Below are 20510 nucleotides of genomic sequence, written 5' to 3' on the forward strand. Positions count from 1 at the left end.
CTGAAAAATAATTTCGCATAAAGCATTGTTATATAAGGATTTATTGATTGTAAACTGGATTTATTTGTTTATTAAACATACTAAAAATTTGTTTCTTAAACAGCCCGGAATGGGGATTCGTGGAGAAACAGTATCGAAAGCCGGGCCGGAGCACAGGCTTGCCATGCGCTAAGTTTGTCAGGTCTCATTCGCCGGCGCCGGAAATAAAATGGCGGACCACCGTTTCCGGCGGTCCGCCATGTTCCTGCAGCCGGTTTTCTTATTTCGGCGCCAGGTGCTTGGCCAGGAAGCCTTCCATCGCCGTGTAGAAATCAAAGCGGTTTTCTTCGTTGTGGAAGCCGTGGCCTTCGTTATCCTTCACCATGTATTCGACCGGCACGCCGCGCTTGCGCAGGCTTTCGACGATCTGGTCCGACTCCGCCTTGTTGACGCGCGGATCGTTGGCGCCTTGCGCCACGAACAGCGGAGTCTTGATGCGGTCAGTGTGCAGGGCCGGCGAGACTGCCGTCAGCAACTCCTTGTCCTTGACCGGATCGCCGACCATCTCGTGCATCTGGTCGAGGAACGGTTTCCAGTACGGCGGGATGGTCTTCATGAAGGTGAACATGTTGGAGACGCCGACATAATCGACCGCCGCCGCATACAGGTCAGGCGTGAAGGTGACTCCGGCCAGCGTCGCATACCCGCCGTAGGAGCCGCCGTAGATCGCTACCCGCTTGGGATCGGCGATGCCTTGCTGGACCAGCCATTGCACGCCATCGGTGATGTCGTCCTGCATGGTCTTGCCCCACTGCTTGAACGACGCTTCCCAGAACTGGCGGCCGTAGCCGGTCGAGCCGCGGTAGTTCATCTGCAGCACGGCATAGCCGCGGTTGGCCAGCAGCTGCACTTCCGGGTTGTAGCCCCAGACGTCGCGCACCCAAGGGCCGCCGTGCGGATTGACGATCACCGGCAGGTTCTTCGGATCTTTGCCGAGCGGCAGCGTCAGGTAGCCGTTGATCACCAGGCCGTCGCGCGTCTTGTATTGCACCGGCTTCATTTCCGCCATGTCTTTTTCGGCGATGGCGGGATTGATGTCGGCCAGCCTGGTCAGCGTGCCGCTCTTGCTGTCGAACAGGTAGCGGCTGCCTTGGGTGCGGTCGTTGTAGGCGGCCACGATCCAGGTCGATTCGTCCTTGGTGTGCGATTGCGTGATGACTTCGTAGCCGGGCAGTTTTTCCTGCAGGGTCTTGTGCAAGGCTTCGCTTTGCGCATCGAGGAATTTGTACTGGGTTTTCCAGGTGGTGTAGCTGATCTCGGTCAGCACCTTGCGTTTCTTCGAGTAAGCCAGGCCTTCGACGTCGACTTCGGGGTTTTCATACAGCAGCTGCTCTTCCTTGGCGGTTTCGGGATCGAGGATCACGATCGCTTTCTTATCGCGGCCGAGGTTGGACGAGACATACAGTTTCTTGTTGTCGAAGGTGAAGAACAGCGGGTCGACCGAATCCTTGAACGAGGTGGTCAGTACGGTCTTGAACGGCGCGCTTTCGGTGGCGCGGTACAGCAGGCTGGTGTTGACGCCGTCGGAAGTGGTGGCGGCCCTGACCTTGCCGTCGTGGTCGGTGATCCAGCCCTGGATGTTGCCGGGATTCTTGGCCACAAGCTTTTCGGCGCCGCTCTTGACGTTGACGCGGTAGACGTCGAACACTTCCGGATCGCGCTTGTTGTGGCTGACCAGGATTTCATCCTTGTTGTCTTCCAGGTCGTCGACGATCTGGGCGCGCACCTTGGGGTAGGGCGTAAGGTCTTTCAAGCCCTTGCCGTCGCGGCCCACCGACACCACGTGGAAATTTTCATCGCCGCCGAAATCCTTGGCGAACAGGATGTGATCGTCGCCTTTCCAGAAATAACCGCTGATGTCGCGCGCTTCCTCGGAGGTGACGCGCAGCGGCGCGGCGTCAGAACCGACGGTCCTGACAAAGATGTTCATGCGGCCCTTCCAGGGTTGCATGAAGCTGATGTATTTGCCGTTGGGAGAAATCTGGAAGCCGCTTTGCTCCGGATTGCGGAAGAAATCGCGCACCGAATATTGCTTGAGCGGGCTTGCCGCCAGGGCATCGCCGCCCAGTATGGACAAGCTGAAACATGTTGCGGTAACCACCTGATAAATAGCGCGCATCAAATACCTCCAAAAATACTTCAAGTTGTCGTCGTGTCTTGTCGTTGCGTTTTCTGTCGCTGCGGTTGACGTCTTATTATATGGATAAAATGGAAATGAATCTCAGTCAGCGTTTACCTGAGACATATCGACATGCGAAATCGTTCGTTAGCGATTGCCGAGGCTTATGTGAATATCGTGTTTTTATTCACGGAGCAAAAATGCGCCATCTTTTCCTCAAGGCCTTGCCGGTTCTATTGCTGGCAGTCGGCATCGTCACTGCCCATGCGCAGGACAAGACCAGAATCAAGGTCGGCGTCTCGGTCGGCAATGCCGAACAGACTTTTGAAGTAGTGAAGAAAGTGGCGGCGCAGGAAGGCCTGGATATCCAGGTGATCACTTTCAGCGATTATTTGCAGCCGAACGAAGCGTTGGCCGCCGGCGACCTGGACGCCAATGCATTCCAGCACAAGCCCTTCCTCGACAGCCAGATCAAGGCGCGGGGCTACAAGATCGTGCCGGTGGCACTGACCATCACGGCGCCGCTGGGGATCTATTCGAAGAAATACAGGAATGTCGACCAGCTGCCGCAGGGCGCCAGCATCGGCATCCAGAACGATCCCTCGAACGGCAACCGAGCCTTGCTGTTGCTGCAGAAAGCAGGCCTGATCAAGCTCAAGGCCGGCGTCGGCGAAAACGGCGTCAATGCGACGCCGCTGGACGTGGTCTCGAATCCGAAGAAATTGAAGCTGGTGGAGCTGGACGCCGCACAGTTGCCGCGCTCGCTGGACGACCTGGCGGCGGCCTCGGTCAACAACGATTATGCGGTGAAGGCGGGTTTGTCATTGCAGCGCGATGCGATTGCAGTGGAAGATGCCAAAGGGCCGTACGCCAACCTGATCGCCACGCGAGCGGAAGACAAGGATAAACCGTGGGTGAAGAAACTGGTCAAAGCCTACCAGTCGGCGCAGGTGCGCAATTTTATTGAAACCGAATTCAAGGGTTCGCTGATTCCGGCGTTCTGATCTTGCGTCCTGGCGCGGCTGTTGCTACGCCAGGACGCAGGTTTCAATTGTCGAACAGGCGGCCGAGTTCAACCCCCGGCTGCGCGGCGCGCATGAAGGCTTCGCCGACCAGGAAGGCGTTGACGTTGGCGTCGCGCATGCGTTTGACGTCGTCGCGGGTGTGGATGCCGGACTCGGTCACGACCAGCTTGTCCGCTGGTATCTGCGGCAGCAGGTCCAGGGTGGTTTGCAGCGAGGTATCGAAAGTGCGCAGGTTGCGGTTGTTGATGCCGAGCAGCTTGGTTTTCAGCCTCAACGCCGCCTGCAGTTCTTCCGCGTTATGCACTTCCACCAGTACGCTCATGCCCAGTTCGTGGGCGACAGCTTCCATTTCCGCCATCAGCCCATGGTCCAGCGCGGCCACGATCAGCAGGATCGCATCGGCGCCCCAGGAGCGCGCCTGGTACACCTGGTAGGGATCGATCATGAAATCCTTGCGCAGGGCCGGCAAGTTGCATGCGGCGCGCGCCTGTTTCAGGTAATCGGGCGAGCCCTGGAAAAACTGGATATCGGTGAGCACCGACAGGCAGGCTGCACCATGCGCTGCATAATCGACCGCAATCTCGGCCGGCCGGAAGTCGGCCCGGATCACGCCTTTGGAAGGCGACGCTTTCTTGACTTCGGCAATCACGCCGGCCTGGCCCGTGGCGATTTTTGCGCGCAATGCGGCTTCGTAGCCACGCAAGGCGGCGCGCGCTTCGGCATCGGACTCTACGTCGCGGCGCAGGCTGGCGAAGTCCTGCTGTTTTTTTGCTGCTGCGATTTCATCGGCCTTGACGGCCAGGATTTTATTCAAGATATCTGACATGGTGCGTTTCCTTTGCTGTGCTTGCCGTCAGCCGGCGGCAGCGATGGCTTGCGTGGCTTGCACGAATTGATCGAGTTTGGCCTTGGCCGCGCCGGAAGCGATGACGGCGCGCGCCTTGTCGAGCCCGTCCGCAATCGAACTGGCGACGCCGGCGGCATACAAGGCCGTGCCGGCATTGATGGCGACGATGTCGCGCGCCGGCCCCGGCTGGTCTTCCAGCGCTTCCAGCACTTTCTGTTTCGATTCGGTCGAGTTCGCTACCTTCAGGTTGCGGCTGGCGATCATCTGCATGCCGAAATCTTCCGGATGGATTTCATATTCGCGGATTTCGCCGTCCACCAGTTCACCCACCATGGTGCCGGCGCCCAGCGAAACTTCATCCATATTGTCGCGGCCCCAGACCACGATGGCGTGCTGTGCGCCCAGCCGCTGCAGCACGCGCACCTGGATCCCGACCAGGTCGGCGTGGAATACGCCCATCAGGATATTCGGCGCGCCGGCCGGATTGGTCAGGGGACCGAGGATATTAAAGATGGTGCGCACGCCCAGCTCTTTGCGTACCGGCGCTGCATGTTTCATTGCCGCGTGGTGGTTCGGTGCGAACATGAAACCGATGCCGGTCTGTTCTATCGATTCCGCCACTTGCGCAGGCGTCAGGTTGATGTTGGCGCCGAACGCTTCCAGCACATCGGCGCTACCGGACGACGACGATACGCTGCGGCCGCCATGTTTAGCCACGCGCGCGCCGGCGGCGGCGGCGACAAACATCGATGCCGTTGAAATATTGAAGGTTTGCGCGCCGTCGCCGCCGGTGCCGACGATATCCACCAGGTTGGCGGTATCGCGGCAGGGCACGGGGGTGGCGAACTCGCGCATGACTTGCGCCGCCGCGGCGATCTCGCCTATGGTTTCTTTCTTGACGCGCAGCCCCATGGTCAGCGCCGCGATCATCAGCGGCGACATTTCACCGCGCATGATGCGGCGGAACAGCGACAGCATTTCGTCGTGAAAGATTTCGCGATGCTCGATGCAGCGCAACAGGGCTTCTTGTTCGGAGATGGGCATGGTTTCCTTGCTACGAATCAGGTTGGCGGCCCCTGGCAATACGCCGGGGCCAGGCGCTAGGTGTTCTCAGGCAGTTCTTTGAACAAAATTACGCAGCAAGGCGTGGCCATGTTCCGACAGGATCGATTCAGGGTGGAACTGCACACCTTCAATATCGTAATCCTTGTGCCGCACACCCATGATTTCGCCGTCCTCGGTCCATGCCGTGATTTCCAGGCAAGCGGGGATCGAACTACGCTCGATGGCCAGCGAATGGTAGCGGATCACCGTAAACGGGCTCGGCAAATCCTTGAACACGCCGACGCCGGTATGGGTGATCGGCGAGGTCTTGCCGTGCATGACCTGTTGCGCACGGATCACCTTGCCGCCGAACGCTTCGCCGATGGCCTGGTGGCCGAGGCAGACGCCGAGGATCGGCAGCTTGCCGGCAAACTGTTGCAGCAGGTCGACGCAGATCCCGGCTTCCTTCGGGCTGCACGGGCCTGGCGACAGGCAGATGCGGTCCGGCTTCAGTTCCTGGATCTGTTCCAGCGTGATTTCGTCGTTGCGGAAAGTACGTACATCTTCACCCAGTTCACCGAAGTATTGCACCAGGTTGTAGGTGAAGGAATCGTAGTTGTCGATCATCAGCAGCATCAGATTTCTCCATCCAGGCCGTCTTGCACCTGTTCCGCCGCGCGCAATACCGCGCGCGCCTTGTTCTCGGTTTCCTGCCATTCCATCTCGGGCACCGAATCGGCGACGATGCCGGCGGCGGCCTGCACATACAGCATGCCGTCTTTGATGACGCCGGTGCGGATCGCGATGGCGACATCCATTTCGCCGCCGAACGACAGGTAGCCGCAGGCGCCGCCGTAGATGCCGCGCTTGGTCAGTTCCAGTTCGTCGATGATTTCCATGGCGCGCACTTTCGGCGCGCCGGACAGGGTGCCGGCCGGGAAGGTGGCTTTCAGCACGTCCAGGTTGGACAGGCCGGACTTGAGCTCGCCTTCGACATTGGACACGATGTGCTGCACATGCGAATATTTTTCGATCACCATCTGGTCGGTGACCTTGACGCTGCCGGTCTCGGCGATGCGGCCGATGTCGTTGCGCGCGAGGTCGATCAGCATCACGTGTTCGGCGATTTCCTTCGGGTCGGCCAGCAGTTCGGTGGCCAGTTGCGCATCTTGTTCCGGGGTGGCGCCGCGCGGACGGGTGCCGGCCAGCGGACGGATGGTGACTTTGCGCTTGGCTTCGCCATCAGCCTTTGGCGCCGAGGTCTGTTCGTTGCGGACCAGGATTTCGGGCGAAGCGCCGACAATCTGCATGTCGCCGAAATTATAGAAATACATGTATGGCGACGGGTTCAGCGAGCGCAGGGCGCGGTACAGCATCAGCGGCGAGTCGACATACGGTTTCTTGATGCGCTGGCCGATCTGGACCTGCATCAGGTCGCCGGCCATCACGTATTCCTGGGCTTTGGCCACAGCCTTCAGGTAATCTTCTTTCTTGAATTCGCGGATGGTTTCGGTGCGCACCGAAGCCGAGGTGACCGGTGCATCGGCCGGGCGGCGCAGCATGTTGCGCAAGTCTTTCAGGCGCTGGCGGCCTTTGGAGAACGCTTCCGGCTGGGTCGGATCGGCATATACGATCAGGTACAGCTTGCCGGACAGGTTGTCGATCACCGCCAGTTCTTCCGTCAGCAGCAGCTGGATGTCGGGCAGGCCGAGATCGTCCCTGGGCGTCGAGTTGGCCAGGCGCTTTTCGATATGGCGCACCGTGTCGTAGCCGAAGTAGCCGGCCAGGCCGCCGCAAAAGCGCGGCAGGCCAGGGCGCAGCGCCACTTTATAGCGCGACTGGAATTCAGCGATGAAATCGAGCGGATTGCCTTCGCGGCTCTCGACCACCTTGTCGTTATTGAGCACTTCGATGCGCGTGCCGTAGCTGCGCAGCAGCGTGCTGGCCGGCAGGCCGATGAAGGAGTAGCGGCCGAAACGTTCGCCGCCGACCACCGATTCCAGCAGGAAGGTGTTCTTGCCGGTTTGCTGGGTTTGCGCCAGCTTCAGGTAGAGCGTCAACGGCGTTTCCAGGTCGGCAAAAGCTTCTGCGATCAGCGGGATGCGGTTGTAGCCTTGCGTGGCCAGCGATTTGAATTCGAGTTCGGTCATTGTTTCTCTCCAGGCCGCTATTGTAAAACAGCGGTGGTGTACTACAAAAAACGTTGCCTGGGCCCTAATACTGCGGAAGGAGCAGGCAGCGGCGATCTACGGACTTAGTTAGTCCAGGATTGCCAGCGTCGCCAAAGCCAGGCCTCAGGGGCGGCCAGGTAGACGGAGTGTTTTTTGTCGAGAAACATGAGTGGTTTAGATAAAGCAGTCAGTGACTTATATGTTGTGCTGCAACGAGCAGTGAAGCGACTATACCATCGGAATCGACATCTTGTATAGACTCGCCGTGATTGTATCCGTAGGGTACATTGAACACCGGGCAACCGGCGGCGCGCGCCGCCTGGGCGTCGTTGCTGGAGTCGCCGATGGCCACTACCTGCGCCGGCTGCAGCTGGAAATCGGCGCATACCGCCAGCAGCGGCATCGGGTCGGGTTTTTTCAGCGGGAAGGAATCGCCGCCGTAGACCACCTCGAAATAACCGCGCAAGCCGGTTTTTTCCAGCAGCGCTTCGGCGAACAGCAGTGGCTTGTTGGTGACGCAGGCCAGGCGCAGGCCTTTGGCGCGCATGGCTTGCAAGCCGTCCACCACGCCCGGGTAGAGCGTGGCGTAGCTGCCGTTGACCACGGCGTAGTGGCTTTGATAGGAATCCAGTGCGGCGCTGAAGCGCAGCTCCACCTCCGGCGCCGGATAATCGACGCCGAGCACGCGCCGGATCAGGTTTTCGCTGCCTTTGCCGACAAAATCGACGATCGTCTGCTGCGCCAGCGGCGCCAGGTCCAGTTCGGCGCGCATGCGGTTGACGGCGACGTGGAAATCCGGCGCGGTATCCAGCATGGTGCCGTCAAGGTCGATGATGGCGGCGGCGATGCCCTTCAGGGCGAGGATGCCTGGCGCTGCAGTGGTCATACGCTTGCCAGCTGGGTCCGCATGGCGTCGATCACGGCTTTGTAGTCAGGCTTGCCGAAGATGGCCGAGCCGGCGACAAAGGTATCGGCGCCGGCCTTGGCGGCGGCTGCGATGTTGTCGATCTTGATGCCGCCGTCGACTTCCAGCATGATTTCGCGGCCCGAGGCGTCGATGCGCTGGCGCGCTTCGGCGATTTTCTTGAGCGCTTCCGGGATGAACGACTGGCCGCCGAAACCTGGGTTGACCGACATGATCAGGATGATGTCGATCTTGTCCATCACGTAGTCCAGGTAATGCAGCGGCGTGGCCGGGTTAAACACCAGGCCGGCCTTGCAGCCGTGGTCGCGGATCAGCTGCAGCGAACGGTCGACGTGGTCCGATGCTTCCGGGTGGAAAGTAATGATGTTGGCGCCGGCCTTGGCGAAGTCCGGAATGATGCGGTCTACCGGGCGCACCATCAGGTGGACGTCGATCGGCACCTGCACATGCGGCCGGATCGCTTCCAGCACCAGCGGGCCGATGGTCAGGTTGGGAACGTAATGGTTGTCCATCACGTCGAAGTGGATCATGTCGGCGCCGTCGCGCACGACATTGCGTACTTCCTCGCCCAGGCGGGCGAAGTCGGCGGAGAGGATACTGGGAGCGATACGATAGGTTGGCATGGCGGCAATCCAGGAAGGGCGCTAAAAAGAGCGCTATTTTACCCTTTAGGCTCGCACCTGGCTGCCTTGCAGCTTGCGTCCGGGGATAAATTCGTGTGCAATGACCTGCTATATAGAGTATCTGAGAGTATCTGCAGTATTAATCAAGGAAACCCGCGAGGAAACCAGCATGGCCGCCTATGAATTTACCGTTTCTGTCAAAACGCAGTACCTGGAAGAGCAGTCCCAGCCTGACAGTTCGCACTATGTATTCGCCTATGCGATCACGATCAAGAACACCGGGCAGGTCGCGGCCCAGCTGATTTCACGCCACTGGGTGATCACCGACGCCAACAATCATGTCGAGGAAGTACGCGGCCTGGGCGTGGTCGGCCACCAGCCCCTGCTGCAGCCGGGCGAGCAGTTCGAATACACCAGCGGCACTTCGATGGCGACGCCGCAGGGTTCGATGACGGGCGAGTATTTCTGCGTGGCGGAAGACGGCGAGCAGTTCGAGGCGCGCATTCCGGAATTCATCCTGTCCCTGCCGCGCACCCTGCATTGATGCATTGGCGTTGCGCATTGACGTTGAACTATTGGGGCTGGCCGTCGTCTTTTGGGGGTACCGGTCTGGCGGGCGGCTTGCGCTCCGGCTTGCGGCCGGAAAACATGGTCCACCAGACAATGAATGCAAATAACAAGAAGGCGAAACACGCTTCGAGAGCCACTAACCACATAAAGAATCCTAAATGCTATTTAAACGTATCAGTCTACCCGCTTCTGCTGCCTTCATCATCGCACTCAGTCTAGCTGCCTGTACTACCACCCCAGTCACCCCGCCGGCGCCGGAAGGTCCGCGCCAGCCGGGCACGCCGACGGCGCCGTCCGCCGCGCCCGGCGCCAACTTGCGCGCGACCACCTTTGCCGCTCTGCCAGGCTGGGGCAGCGACGACTTGCGCCAGGTTCTGCCGGCGTTCCTGACTTCATGCTCGACCCAGGCGCGCAAGAGTGACTGGAAAGAGCCTTGTGCGGTGGCGGCGGGCCTGGACGGCAATAATGAAAGCGCGATACGGACGTTTTTCCAGTCCTTTTTCACGCCTTATCAGGTGATCAATCCTGACGGCTCGGACAACGGCCTGGTGACCGGCTACTACGAGCCCTTGTTGAAAGGTTCGCGCAAGCGCGGCGGCCCATACCAGACGCCGATCTACCGGGCGCCGGAAGACTTGCTGACGGTCGAGCTGGCCAGCATTTATCCCGAACTGAAGGGTTTGCGCCTGCGCGGCCGCCTGGTGGGGAGCAAGGTGGTGCCTTATCCGAATCGCGCTGAACTGGACAAGTCCGGCGTGCTGGCGGGCAAGGAAATCCTGTGGGTGGACGATCCTATCGACGCTTTTTTCCTGCAGGTCCAGGGTTCCGGCCGGGTCCAGATGAATGACGGCAGCAGCATCGTGCGGGTCGCTTATGCCGATCAGAACGGCTATCCCTACAAGTCGATCGGCCGCTACCTGGTGGATAAAGGCGAGCTGACCCTGGCCCAGGCTTCGGCGCAGGGGATCAAGGCCTGGCTGGCGGCCAATCCGGGCCGGCAGCAGGAGTTGCTGAATGCGAATCCGAGTTATGTCTTCTTTAAAGAGGAAAAAGTGACGGATCCGAGCAAGGGGCCGAAAGGCGCGCAAGGCGTACCGCTGACGCCGCTGCGTTCGATCGCGGTGGATCCGCAGTTCGTTCCGCTCGGCACGCCGGTATTCCTGGCGACCACGCAGCCGAACAGTAATGCGCTGCTGCAGCAGCTGGTGGTGGCGCAAGATACCGGCGGCGCCATCAAGGGCGCGGTCAGGGCCGATTTTTTCTGGGGGTTTGGCAATGAGGCCGGCGACAAGGCTGGCCGCATGAAGCAGCGCGGCATGATGTGGCTGCTGCTGCCGAAGCTGGCCGCCGCGCGCTAAGGGAATAAAGCCCGGCGCCGGCTGGCGGCGGGCCGTCGATGGCTATTTAGCGCAGGACCAGTACCGGGATCGTGGAGTGGGCCAGCACGCGCTGGGTCTTGCTGCCAAGGAATAACCGGCTAAGGCCGCTGCGCCCATGCGAAGCCATGAAGATCGCGTCGCAATGGTATTTTTCGGCGGCGCTGATGATTTCTTCGTCGGGATTGAAGGCTTGCGCTGTCAGCATTTCGCAAGGGACGCCGGCATTCCTGGCGGCGTCGGCGACTTTTTGCACATTGAGCTTGGCCAGCGCCAGCATGTTTTCTTCATAGGTGCCGGGGTCGGTGGCCATGGTGCTTTCAGCCATCGGCGAGAACGGGTAGGGCTCGGCAACCGAGAGGGCAATGATCCTGCCGCTGCTGAATTTGGCAAATTCAATCGCTGTATTGATGGCCTTGTCCGACAGGTGGGAGCCGTCGGTAGGTACAAGAATGGTTTTGAACATGGCTTGCCTCCTTCTGGTTGAAAAAGGTGTGTCGGTCAAAATCTGGCGATCTTGTCGGTAATATAGAGCCTTGATTCAAGAGCCTTGCTTAAATGTATAGACTGTTTGCAGGCAGGAAGATTCCTTGGATTTCTGTAAAGATTCCGCGTTACAGTCATCCTATCTCTTATATAGCGGCGCTACAATTAAGTTTATTCGACTCGAGTTACTAAATGGGATCTGCAATGACATACGAAAACATTCTGGTTGAAACACAAGGAAAAGTCGGCCTCATCCACCTGAATCGCCCCAAGGCCCTGAACGCCCTGAACGACCAGCTGATGAGCGAGCTGGGCGAGGCTTTGCTGAAGTTCGACGCTGATCCCGAGATCGGCTGCATCGTGCTGACCGGCAGCGACAAGGCGTTTGCCGCCGGCGCCGACATCGGCGGCATGGCCGAGCTGAGTTACATGGATGTGTTCAAGGGCGACTACATCACTCGTAACTGGGAGAAGATCCGCAGCGTGCGCAAGCCGGTGATTGCCGCCGTAGCGGGGTTTGCCCTGGGCGGCGGCTGCGAGCTGGCCATGATGTGCGACTTCATCATCGCTGCTGACAACGCCAAGTTCGGCCAGCCGGAAATCAAGCTGGGCATCATTCCCGGCGCCGGCGGCACCCAGCGCTTGCCGCGCGCCATATCGAAGTCCAAGGCGATGGACATGTGCCTGACCGCGCGCATGATGGACGCCGCCGAAGCAGAGCGCGCCGGCCTGGTGTCGCGCGTGGTGCCGCTGGAAAGGCTGCTGCAGGAAGCGCTGGAAGCGGCGATCGTGATTTCCTCGATGTCGTTGCCGGCAGTCATGATGATCAAGGAATCGGTCAACCGCGCCTATGAAACCACCCTGGCGGAGGGCATCAACTATGAGCGCCGCCTGTTCCACAGCACCTTCGCTACAGAGGACCAAAAGGAGGGCATGCAGGCCTTCCTGGGAAAACGTTTACCCGTTTTTAAAAATCTTTAACAAATCGCTTGCCATAGGGCGAAATGGTTTGCTATAGTTCGCCTCCCGTTGAGAACGACGCGAAATTACCGAGACAGCGAAGAGAAGTTAGGGCTGTTTTGAGAGTGGAGTTTGCGAGGGGAAAAGTGGGGTTGAAGGTGATGTGGTTGGTAAGAAGTTTTTCGGAAATGCGTAAAAAAGTAGTTGACGAAAAGCTGGAAACGCCACATAATCTCATCTCTCTGCTGCTGACAAACAAAACGATTTGTCGGCGCCGCGAACCGGTAAGAAGGTGACGCGAAGTAGAAGGTTCTTTAACAATTAACAGTCGATAAGTGTGGGCGTTTGATGGAAGTGCAGCGTCATTCATGTAAATGGGTGGCGTATAACTTAAAACATTAAATGTTCACAAAAGAAGAAAATAGGTCGCTTGGTTAAACAAGTGAACTGTCAGTATTTTGAGTGAGCGATAGCAGAGATGCTAGGCAGCAATGCCACAAAACAGAGATTGAACTGAAGAGTTTGATCCTGGCTCAGATTGAACGCTGGCGGCATGCCTTACACATGCAAGTCGAACGGTAACAGGGAGCTTGCTCCGCTGACGAGTGGCGAACGGGTGAGTAATATATCGGAACGTACCTTTGAGTGGGGGATAACTAGTCGAAAGACTAGCTAATACCGCATACGATCTACGGATGAAAGTGGGGGCTCGCAAGACCTCATGCTCATAGAGCGGCCGATATCTGATTAGCTAGTTGGTGAGGTAAAGGCTCACCAAGGCATCGATCAGTAGCTGGTCTGAGAGGACGACCAGCCACACTGGGACTGAGACACGGCCCAGACTCCTACGGGAGGCAGCAGTGGGGAATTTTGGACAATGGGGGCAACCCTGATCCAGCAATGCCGCGTGAGTGAAGAAGGCCTTCGGGTTGTAAAGCTCTTTTGTCAGGGAAGAAACGGGATGTCCTAATACGATGTCCTAATGACGGTACCTGAAGAATAAGCACCGGCTAACTACGTGCCAGCAGCCGCGGTAATACGTAGGGTGCAAGCGTTAATCGGAATTACTGGGCGTAAAGCGTGCGCAGGCGGTTGTGTAAGACAGGTGTGAAATCCCCGGGCTTAACCTGGGAATGGCATTTGTGACTGCACGGCTAGAGTGTGTCAGAGGGGGGTAGAATTCCACGTGTAGCAGTGAAATGCGTAGAGATGTGGAGGAATACCGATGGCGAAGGCAGCCCCCTGGGATAACACTGACGCTCATGCACGAAAGCGTGGGGAGCAAACAGGATTAGATACCCTGGTAGTCCACGCCCTAAACGATGTCTACTAGTTGTCGGGTCTTAATTGACTTGGTAACGCAGCTAACGCGTGAAGTAGACCGCCTGGGGAGTACGGTCGCAAGATTAAAACTCAAAGGAATTGACGGGGACCCGCACAAGCGGTGGATGATGTGGATTAATTCGATGCAACGCGAAAAACCTTACCTACCCTTGACATGTACAGAATCCCGAAGAGATTTGGGAGTGTTCGAAAGAAAGCTGTAACACAGGTGCTGCATGGCTGTCGTCAGCTCGTGTCGTGAGATGTTGGGTTAAGTCCCGCAACGAGCGCAACCCTTGTCATTAGTTGCTACGAAAGGGCACTCTAATGAGACTGCCGGTGACAAACCGGAGGAAGGTGGGGATGACGTCAAGTCCTCATGGCCCTTATGGGTAGGGCTTCACACGTCATACAATGGTACATACAGAGGGCCGCCAACCCGCGAGGGGGAGCTAATCCCAGAAAGTGTATCGTAGTCCGGATTGTAGTCTGCAACTCGACTACATGAAGTTGGAATCGCTAGTAATCGCGGATCAGCATGTCGCGGTGAATACGTTCCCGGGTCTTGTACACACCGCCCGTCACACCATGGGAGCGGGTTTTACCAGAAGTAGGTAGCCTAACCGTAAGGAGGGCGCTTACCACGGTAGGATTCGTGACTGGGGTGAAGTCGTAACAAGGTAGCCGTATCGGAAGGTGCGGCTGGATCACCTCCTTTCTAGAGTTTGCATGAAAGTTAAGCGTCCACACTTATCGTCTGTTAGTTAAGAAGAACAGGTATCGGTCAAAGGCTGTCGTGCAGAGATGCATGGTAGTTGATGGTAGGCTCGTACTGATCCAAGCGGGTCTGTAGCTCAGTTGGTTAGAGCACCGTGTTGATAACGCGGGGGTCGTTGGTTCGAGCCCAACCAGACCCACCAAAGATTTCCGGGGGTTTAGCTCAGCTGGGAGAGCACCTGCTTTGCAAGCAGGGGGTCGTCGGTTCGATCCCGTCAACCTCCACCAAGTTTCCTTGGTGAGAAATAGAAATGTCAAACCTAAGTCGGTGCGCAGGAGCGGCATTGGGATTTAGGTTTGGTCTTTTTAAGATCAAAAGCAATAACTGTTCTTTAACAATTTAGAAGAAGTAGTAAAGATTCGTCCATGACAAGACATTGTTGTGGATGGGTATGATTGTATCAAATCAAAAAGTATGTAAAGAGTTCTCAAAAGAGTCCATGGGCGCAAGCTGCATGGACAATGCGAAAACACTTTGGATACGGCAAACGCTAAACTCATAGAAATACCTCTATAACCGCTTTTTACTTGTGAACGCAGGTAGAAGCTAAAGTTATAGGGACAAGTGAATAAGTGCACATGGTGGATGCCTTGGCGATATCAGGCGATGAAGGACGTAGTAGCTTGCGATAAGCTGCGGGGAGCTAGCAAACAAGCTTTGATCCGCAGATTTCCGAATGGGGAAACCCGGCCCTAGTGGTCATTGCATACTGAATACATAGGTATGCAAAGCGAACGCGGCGAACTGAAACATCTAAGTAGCTGCAGGAAAAGAAATCAACCGAGATTCCCAAAGTAGTGGCGAGCGAAATGGGAACAGCCGCAAGTTTTAGCAGTGGACATAGTAGAACGACTTGGAAACGTCGGCCATAGAGGGTGATAGCCCCTTATACGAAATGATCATTGTGGAACTAAGCTTGCAACAAGTAGGGCGGGACACGTGTAATCCTGTCTGAACATGGGGGGACCATCCTCCAAGGCTAAATACTCGATATCGACCGATAGTGAACCAGTACCGTGAGGGAAAGGCGAAAAGAACCCCGGAAGGGGAGTGAAATAGATCCTGAAACCGTGTGCATACAAACAGTAGGAGCGGACTTGTTCCGTGACTGCGTACCTTTTGTATAATGGGTCAGCGACTTACATTCAGTGGCAAGCTTAACCGTATAGGGAAGGCGTAGAGAAATCGAGTCCGAATAGGGCGTTCAGTCGCTGGGTGTAGACCCGAAACCAAGTGATCTACTCATGGCCAGGATGAAGGTGCGGTAACACGCACTGGAGGTCCGAACCCACTAATGTTGAAAAATTAGGGGATGAGCTGTGGGTAGGGGTGAAAGGCTAAACAAACTTGGAAATAGCTGGTTCTCTCCGAAAACTATTTAGGTAGTGCCTCAAGTATCACCATCGGGGGTAGAGCACTGTTATGGCTAGGGGGTCATCGAGACTTACCAAACCATTGCAAACTCCGAATACCGATGAGTGCGAGCTTGGGAGACAGACGCCGGGTGCTAACGTCCGACGTCAAGAGGGAAACAACCCAGACCGCCAGCTAAGGTCCCAAAGATTGGCTAAGTGGCAAACGAAGTGGGAAGGCTAAAACAGTCAGGAGGTTGGCTTAGAAGCAGCCATCCTTTAAAGAAAGCGTAATAGCTCACTGATCGAGTCGTCCTGCGCGGAAGATGTAACGGGGCTAAGCCAGTCACCGAAGCTGCGGATATCAATTTATTGATATGGTAGGAGAGCGTTCTGTAAGCCTGCGAAGGTGTCTTGTAAAGGATGCTGGAGGTATCAGAAGTGCGAATGCTGACATGAGTAGCGATAATGGGGGTGAAAAGCCCCCACGCCGTAAGCCCAAGGTTTCCTGTTCAACGTTCATCGGAGCAGGGTGAGTCGGCCCCTAAGGCGAGGCAGAGATGCGTAGCTGATGGGAAGCAGGTTAATATTCCTGCACCGTCGTTAGATGCGATGGGGGGACGGATCGCGGAAGGTTGTCCGGGTGTTGGAAGTCCCGGTTCCTATATCAGAGAAGGCTGTTAGGCAAATCCGGCAGCGTAATTCAAGGGTATGGGACGAGCCAATTTATTGGTGAAGCAATCGGAAGTGGTTCCAAGAAAAGCCTCTAAGCTTCAGTCTAACGAGACCGTACCGCAAACCGACACAGGTGGGCGAGATGAGTATTCTAAGGCGCTTGAGAGAACTCGGGAGAAGGAACTCGGCAAATTTGTACCGTAACTTCGGGATAAGGTACGCCCATGTAGTTTGACTGGCCTGCGCCAGAAGGACGAAAGGGCTGCAATAAAAAGGTGGCTGCGACTGTTTAATAAAAACACAGCACTCTGCAAACACGAAAGTGGACGTATAGGGTGTGACGCCTGCCCGGTGCTGGAAGATTAAATGATGGGGTGCAAGCTCTTGATTGAAGTCCCAGTAAACGGCGGCCGTAACTATAACGGTCCTAAGGTAGCGAAATTCCTTGTCGGGTAAGTTCCGACCTGCACGAATGGCGTAACGATGGCCACACTGTCTCCTCCCGAGACTCAGCGAAGTTGAAATGTTTGTGATGATGCAATCTACCCGCGGCTAGACGGAAAGACCCCATGAACCTTTACTGTAGCTTTGCATTGGACTTTGAACCAATCTGTGTAGGATAGGTGGGAGGCTTTGAAGCGGGGACGCTAGTTCTCGTGGAGCCAACCTTGAAATACCACCCTGGTTTGTTTGAGGTTCTAACCTTGGTCCGTTATCCGGATCGGGGACAGTGCATGGTAGGCAGTTTGACTGGGGCGGTCTCCTCCCAAAGTGTAACGGAGGAGTTCGAAGGTACGCTAGGTACGGTCGGACATCGTGCTAATAGTGCAATGGCATAAGCGTGCTTAACTGCGAGACTGACAAGTCGAGCAGGTACGAAAGTAGGACATAGTGATCCGGTGGTTCTGTATGGAAGGGCCATCGCTCAACGGATAAAAGGTACTCTGGGGATAACAGGCTGATTCCTCCCAAGAGTTCATATCGACGGGGGAGTTTGGCACCTCGATGTCGGCTCATCACATCCTGGGGCTGTAGCCGGTCCCAAGGGTATGGCTGTTCGCCATTTAAAGTGGTACGTGAGCTGGGTTTAAAACGTCGTGAGACAGTTTGGTCCCTATCTGCCGTGGGCGTTGGAAATTTGAAGGGGGCTGCTCCTAGTACGAGAGGACCGGAGTGGACGAACCTCTGGTGTACCGGTTGTCACGCCAGTGGCATTGCCGGGTAGCTAAGTTCGGAAGAGATAACCGCTGAAAGCATCTAAGCGGGAAACTTGCCTTAAGATGATATTTCCCGGGAACTAGATTCCCCTAAAGGGTCGTTCGAGACCAGGACGTTGATAGGCTGGGTGTGGAAGCGTAGTAATACGTTAAGCTAACCAGTACTAATTGCCCGTGAGGCTTGTCCCTATAACCTTAGCAGGTTATATGATGAGCTTTTTTGTTTGCCAAGGTGACTATCCTCAACGATAGCAACACCGTTTGGACATTCATACCCAACCGGGTTCACTCACCCTAGTGAACTCGGTATAAAAAACTACTTCTTCTAAATTGCGTTCTTTGTTGCTCCAACCGGAGAACAAAAACGATACAAGTTATGCCTGATGACCATAGCGAGTTGGTACCACCCCTTCCCATCCCGAACAGGACCGTGAAACGACTTTGCGCCGATGATAGTGCTGCAACCAGTGTGAAAGTAGGTCATCGTCAGGCTTTTATTAAAAAACCCTCTGCATTCAACATGCAGAGGGTTTTTGCTTTGGGTTTTTGGTTTGCATGACCGATAATTTCCCGCAATTTCATCTTTCCGCTAACAAAACCACTGTGTTTTTACCCAGTTGTCCTGTATGATTCATTGATTCACATAAAGGCCATACTGCGATGATAGGTCGTCTTTCCGGGATTCTGCTCGAAAAAAATCCTCCCCAATTATTAATTGACTGCAATGGCGTCGGCTATGAGGTCGGTGTGCCGATGAGCACTTTTTATAATTTGCCGGGGCTGGGCGAGAAGGTTGCCTTGCTGACTCACCTGGCGATACGCGAAGATGCGCATGTGCTGTATGGCTTCGGCACTGCCGAGGAACGGAATGTTTTCAAGCAGCTGATCAAGATCAGCGGCGTCGGCGCCCGCACCGCTTTGTCCATCTTGTCGGGCATGTCGGTGCAGGATCTGGCGCAGGCGATCACCATGCAGGAGGCCGGCCGCCTCACCAAGGTGCCCGGCATCGGCAAGAAAACCGCCGAACGCCTGTTGCTCGAACTGAAAGGCAAACTGGGAGCCGACCTGGGACCGGTCGGCAGCCATCATGCCAGCGACATCAGCGGCGATATCCTGAATGCCCTGATTGCACTCGGTTATTCCGACAAGGAAGCGATGCTGGCGCTCAAGCAGCTGCCGGCTGACGCCAGCGTGTCGGACGGTATCAAATTGGCACTGAAAGCCCTGTCCAAGTTGTAATCGGGCAGGCTAAAGCTGATCATTATTGCTTTATTGATGGTGTAGATGTCTTTTTTTATATCTAATCGCTACAGTCTGGCTACAATCCGACCATGAGTATCCAAACCGACGATTTCGCCGAACAACGCATTATCGCTGCCACGCCTGCTTCGCCGAATGAAGAGGCGATCGAGCGCGCGCTGCGGCCGAAGCAGCTGGACGAGTACGTCGGCCAGGAAAAAATACGCGACCAGCTGCAGATATTCATTACCGCCGCCAGGCAGCGGCGCGAAGCTTTGGACCATACCTTGCTGTTCGGTCCGCCGGGCCTGGGCAAGACCACATTGGCGCATATCATTGCGCGCGAAATGGGCGTCAACCTGCGCCAGACTTCGGGCCCGGTGCTGGAACGCGCCGGCGACCTGGCTGCGCTGCTGACCAATCTCGAAGCCAATGACGTGCTGTTCATCGATGAAATCCATCGTTTGTCGCCGGTGGTGGAAGAAATCCTGTATCCGGCGCTGGAAGATTATCAGATCGATATCATGATCGGCGAAGGCCCGGCAGCGCGCTCGGTGCGCCTCGACCTGCAGCCGTTCACCCTGGTAGGCGCGACCACACGCGCCGGGATGCTGACCAATCCGCTGCGCGACCGCTTCGGCATCGTCGCCCGCCTGGAATTCTATACGCCGCAGCAATTGAGCAAGATCGTCACGCGCAGCGCTTCCTTGCTGGGGGCGCCGATCATGGACGATGGCGCTTTCGAAATCGCCAAGCGCAGCCGCGGCACGCCGCGCATCGCCAACCGCTTGCTGCGCCGGGTGCGCGACTACGCCGAAGTCAAAGGCAATGGCGAAATCACCAAGCCGATGGCGGATGCGGCGCTGGTGATGCTGGATGTCGATCCGGTCGGTTTCGACATCATGGACAGGAAACTGCTGGAAGCGGTGCTGTTCAAGTTCGGCGGCGGTCCGGTCGGCCTCGACAACCTTGCCGCCGCCATCGGCGAAGAACGCGACACGATCGAAGATGTGCTTGAACCGTATCTGATCCAGCAGGGATACCTGCAGCGCACGCCGCGCGGCCGCATTGCAACGCCGCTGGCATACACCCATTTTGGCGTGGCGGCGCCGCGCACCGGGCCGAACGGTGAGTTATGGGGGCAAAATTAATTCGCCGATTTCACCCACAGATGCCGATGCAGCAACCGGACAGCTGGCGGCAATGCAGATCTGGGTTGACGCCGATGCATGTCCCGGCGTCATCAAGGAAATCCTGTTCCGTGTCGCCGACCGGTTGCAGATCGTGGTGACCCTGGTAGCTAACAGGTTGTTAAGGGTGCCGCCTTCGCGCTTCATCAAGGCGGTCCAGGTGGCATCCGGTTTCGACGTCGCCGATCGTGAAATTGTTCGATTGCTGCAAGCGGGCGACTTGGTGATTACCGCCGATATCCCGCTGGCGGCCGATGTTCTTGAAAAGGGTGGCAACGCCTTGAATCCGCGAGGCGAGTTTTATACTAAGGACAACATTCAACAGCACCTGACGATGCGCAATTTCATGGATGAGCTGCGCGGCAGCGGCGTCGAAACCGGCGGTCCGGCGGCATTCAGCCAGAGCGACCGCCATCTGTTCGCAGCACAGCTTGACCGGTTTTTGCAGAAGTCGCGGAATCGATAAGTGTTTCTGATCAAGGCAGGACCGCGGGCCCGGTGTCGTCCCGCAATCCAGGTGTCGAAATGTCAATATTTCTGCGCTTGTGTAA

General features: G+C 56.7%; 15 protein-coding genes, 2 tRNA genes and 3 rRNA genes. 12 read left to right on the plus strand and 8 right to left on the minus strand.

Translation table 11 applies throughout. The features are described 5' to 3' along the window. Positions 1-259: 259 nt before the first annotated feature. Entirely contained in the window at positions 260-2149 is a 1890-nt protein-coding gene (locus CFU_RS03590) for an alpha/beta hydrolase family protein (RefSeq protein WP_041742973.1), read from the minus strand. Between the two features lie 209 nt (positions 2150-2358). Here CFU_RS03590 and CFU_RS03595 point away from each other — a divergent pair, with 209 nt between their 5' ends. Beyond that, positions 2359-3162, plus strand: coding sequence for a MetQ/NlpA family ABC transporter substrate-binding protein (locus CFU_RS03595; protein ID WP_041741193.1), 804 nt, complete (start codon positions 2359-2361; stop codon positions 3160-3162). Between the two features lie 43 nt (positions 3163-3205). Here CFU_RS03595 and trpC read toward each other — a convergent pair whose 3' ends face one another. The 6 genes from trpC to rpe all read right to left on the minus strand — a co-directional run bounded on the left by trpC (position 3206) and on the right by rpe (position 8793). After that, positions 3206-4009: an indole-3-glycerol phosphate synthase TrpC gene (trpC, locus tag CFU_RS03600; protein ID WP_014004688.1), complete on the minus strand. Its 804-nt coding sequence runs from the start codon at positions 4007-4009 to the stop codon at positions 3206-3208. A 27-nt stretch (positions 4010-4036) separates the two neighbouring features. Beyond that, positions 4037-5074: an anthranilate phosphoribosyltransferase gene (trpD, locus tag CFU_RS03605; RefSeq protein ID WP_041741195.1), complete on the minus strand. Its 1038-nt coding sequence runs from the start codon at positions 5072-5074 to the stop codon at positions 4037-4039. Between the two features lie 66 nt (positions 5075-5140). Then, entirely contained in the window at positions 5141-5710 is a 570-nt protein-coding gene (locus CFU_RS03610; RefSeq protein ID WP_014004690.1) for an anthranilate synthase component II, read from the minus strand. Then, on the minus strand, positions 5710-7224 hold the full coding sequence (gene trpE / locus CFU_RS03615) for an anthranilate synthase component I (protein WP_014004691.1): 1515 nt from the start codon (positions 7222-7224) through the stop codon (positions 5710-5712). Before trpE ends, CFU_RS03610 begins: the two co-directional genes overlap by 1 nt. Before the next feature lie 208 nt (positions 7225-7432). Continuing rightward, the gene (locus CFU_RS03620; RefSeq protein WP_014004692.1) at positions 7433-8131 is read right to left on the minus strand and encodes a phosphoglycolate phosphatase; all 699 of its coding nucleotides are present in this window, start codon (positions 8129-8131) and stop codon (positions 7433-7435) included. After that, complete coding sequence (rpe, locus tag CFU_RS03625) at positions 8128-8793, minus strand: ribulose-phosphate 3-epimerase (protein WP_014004693.1); 666 nt, start codon at positions 8791-8793, stop codon at positions 8128-8130. Before rpe ends, CFU_RS03620 begins: the two co-directional genes overlap by 4 nt. A gap of 169 nt (positions 8794-8962) precedes the next feature. On the opposite strand from rpe, the gene apaG reads away from it, so the two are divergent. Both apaG and mltA read left to right on the plus strand, forming a co-directional pair. After that, the gene (gene apaG / locus CFU_RS03630; protein ID WP_014004694.1) at positions 8963-9337 is read left to right on the plus strand and encodes a Co2+/Mg2+ efflux protein ApaG; all 375 of its coding nucleotides are present in this window, start codon (positions 8963-8965) and stop codon (positions 9335-9337) included. Between the two features lie 184 nt (positions 9338-9521). After that, complete coding sequence (gene mltA, locus CFU_RS03635; RefSeq protein WP_014004695.1) at positions 9522-10721, plus strand: murein transglycosylase A; 1200 nt, start codon at positions 9522-9524, stop codon at positions 10719-10721. 46 nt (positions 10722-10767) lie between these two features. Here mltA and CFU_RS03640 read toward each other — a convergent pair whose 3' ends face one another. Further along, positions 10768-11205, minus strand: coding sequence for a universal stress protein (locus tag CFU_RS03640; RefSeq protein ID WP_041741199.1), 438 nt, complete (start codon positions 11203-11205; stop codon positions 10768-10770). A 224-nt stretch (positions 11206-11429) separates the two neighbouring features. On the opposite strand from CFU_RS03640, the gene CFU_RS03645 reads away from it, so the two are divergent. From CFU_RS03645 to CFU_RS03685, 9 genes are all read left to right on the plus strand, one after another. Continuing rightward, a complete protein-coding gene (locus tag CFU_RS03645; RefSeq protein WP_014004697.1) occupies positions 11430-12206 on the plus strand; it encodes an enoyl-CoA hydratase in 777 nt (258 codons plus the stop codon). 489 nt (positions 12207-12695) lie between these two features. Then, positions 12696-14226: ribosomal RNA gene (locus CFU_RS03650) — 16S ribosomal RNA — on the plus strand. 125 nt (positions 14227-14351) lie between these two features. Beyond that, positions 14352-14428, plus strand: a tRNA-Ile gene (locus tag CFU_RS03655). A gap of 9 nt (positions 14429-14437) precedes the next feature. Continuing rightward, positions 14438-14513, plus strand: a tRNA-Ala gene (locus CFU_RS03660). Between the two features lie 331 nt (positions 14514-14844). After that, positions 14845-17719 (plus strand): 23S ribosomal RNA (locus CFU_RS03665). Positions 17720-17909: 190 nt separating this feature from the next. Beyond that, a 5S ribosomal RNA gene (gene rrf / locus CFU_RS03670) occupies positions 17910-18022 on the plus strand. The 16S, 23S and 5S rRNA genes sit together here with 2 tRNA genes alongside, the layout of an rRNA operon. A gap of 168 nt (positions 18023-18190) precedes the next feature. After that, entirely contained in the window at positions 18191-18769 is a 579-nt protein-coding gene (ruvA, locus tag CFU_RS03675; RefSeq protein ID WP_014004698.1) for a Holliday junction branch migration protein RuvA, read from the plus strand. A 92-nt stretch (positions 18770-18861) separates the two neighbouring features. Continuing rightward, positions 18862-19920, plus strand: a complete 1059-nt coding sequence (gene ruvB / locus CFU_RS03680) for a Holliday junction branch migration DNA helicase RuvB (RefSeq protein ID WP_014004699.1) — start codon at positions 18862-18864, stop codon at positions 19918-19920. A gap of 52 nt (positions 19921-19972) precedes the next feature. Further along, a complete protein-coding gene (locus CFU_RS03685) occupies positions 19973-20425 on the plus strand; it encodes a YaiI/YqxD family protein (RefSeq protein WP_041741200.1) in 453 nt (150 codons plus the stop codon). The last annotated feature ends 85 nt before the right edge of the window (positions 20426-20510 follow it).

This window comes from Collimonas fungivorans Ter331 (assembly GCF_000221045.1).
Taxonomy (GTDB): Bacteria; Pseudomonadota; Gammaproteobacteria; order Burkholderiales; family Burkholderiaceae_D; genus Collimonas; species Collimonas fungivorans_A.

Excerpts from the sequence above, each read along its gene's own strand:
- rpe (WP_014004693.1), bottom strand. The coding sequence starts at position 8,793 with ATGCCAACCTATCGTATCGCTCCCAGTATCCTCTCCGCCGACTTCGCC.
- mltA (WP_014004695.1), top strand. The coding sequence starts at position 9,522 with ATGCTATTTAAACGTATCAGTCTACCCGCTTCTGCTGCCTTCATCATC.
- apaG (WP_014004694.1), top strand. The coding sequence starts at position 8,963 with ATGGCCGCCTATGAATTTACCGTTTCTGTCAAAACGCAGTACCTGGAA.
- trpD (WP_041741195.1), bottom strand. The coding sequence starts at position 5,074 with ATGCCCATCTCCGAACAAGAAGCCCTGTTGCGCTGCATCGAGCATCGC.
- CFU_RS03645 (WP_014004697.1), top strand. The coding sequence starts at position 11,430 with ATGACATACGAAAACATTCTGGTTGAAACACAAGGAAAAGTCGGCCTC.
- CFU_RS03640 (WP_041741199.1), bottom strand. The coding sequence starts at position 11,205 with ATGTTCAAAACCATTCTTGTACCTACCGACGGCTCCCACCTGTCGGAC.
- CFU_RS03595 (WP_041741193.1), top strand. The coding sequence starts at position 2,359 with ATGCGCCATCTTTTCCTCAAGGCCTTGCCGGTTCTATTGCTGGCAGTC.
- CFU_RS03610 (WP_014004690.1), bottom strand. The coding sequence starts at position 5,710 with ATGCTGCTGATGATCGACAACTACGATTCCTTCACCTACAACCTGGTG.
- trpE (WP_014004691.1), bottom strand. The coding sequence starts at position 7,224 with ATGACCGAACTCGAATTCAAATCGCTGGCCACGCAAGGCTACAACCGC.
- CFU_RS03620 (WP_014004692.1), bottom strand. The coding sequence starts at position 8,131 with ATGACCACTGCAGCGCCAGGCATCCTCGCCCTGAAGGGCATCGCCGCC.
- ruvA (WP_014004698.1), top strand. The coding sequence starts at position 18,191 with ATGATAGGTCGTCTTTCCGGGATTCTGCTCGAAAAAAATCCTCCCCAA.
- ruvB (WP_014004699.1), top strand. The coding sequence starts at position 18,862 with ATGAGTATCCAAACCGACGATTTCGCCGAACAACGCATTATCGCTGCC.
- trpC (WP_014004688.1), bottom strand. The coding sequence starts at position 4,009 with ATGTCAGATATCTTGAATAAAATCCTGGCCGTCAAGGCCGATGAAATC.
- CFU_RS03685 (WP_041741200.1), top strand. The coding sequence starts at position 19,973 with ATGCAGATCTGGGTTGACGCCGATGCATGTCCCGGCGTCATCAAGGAA.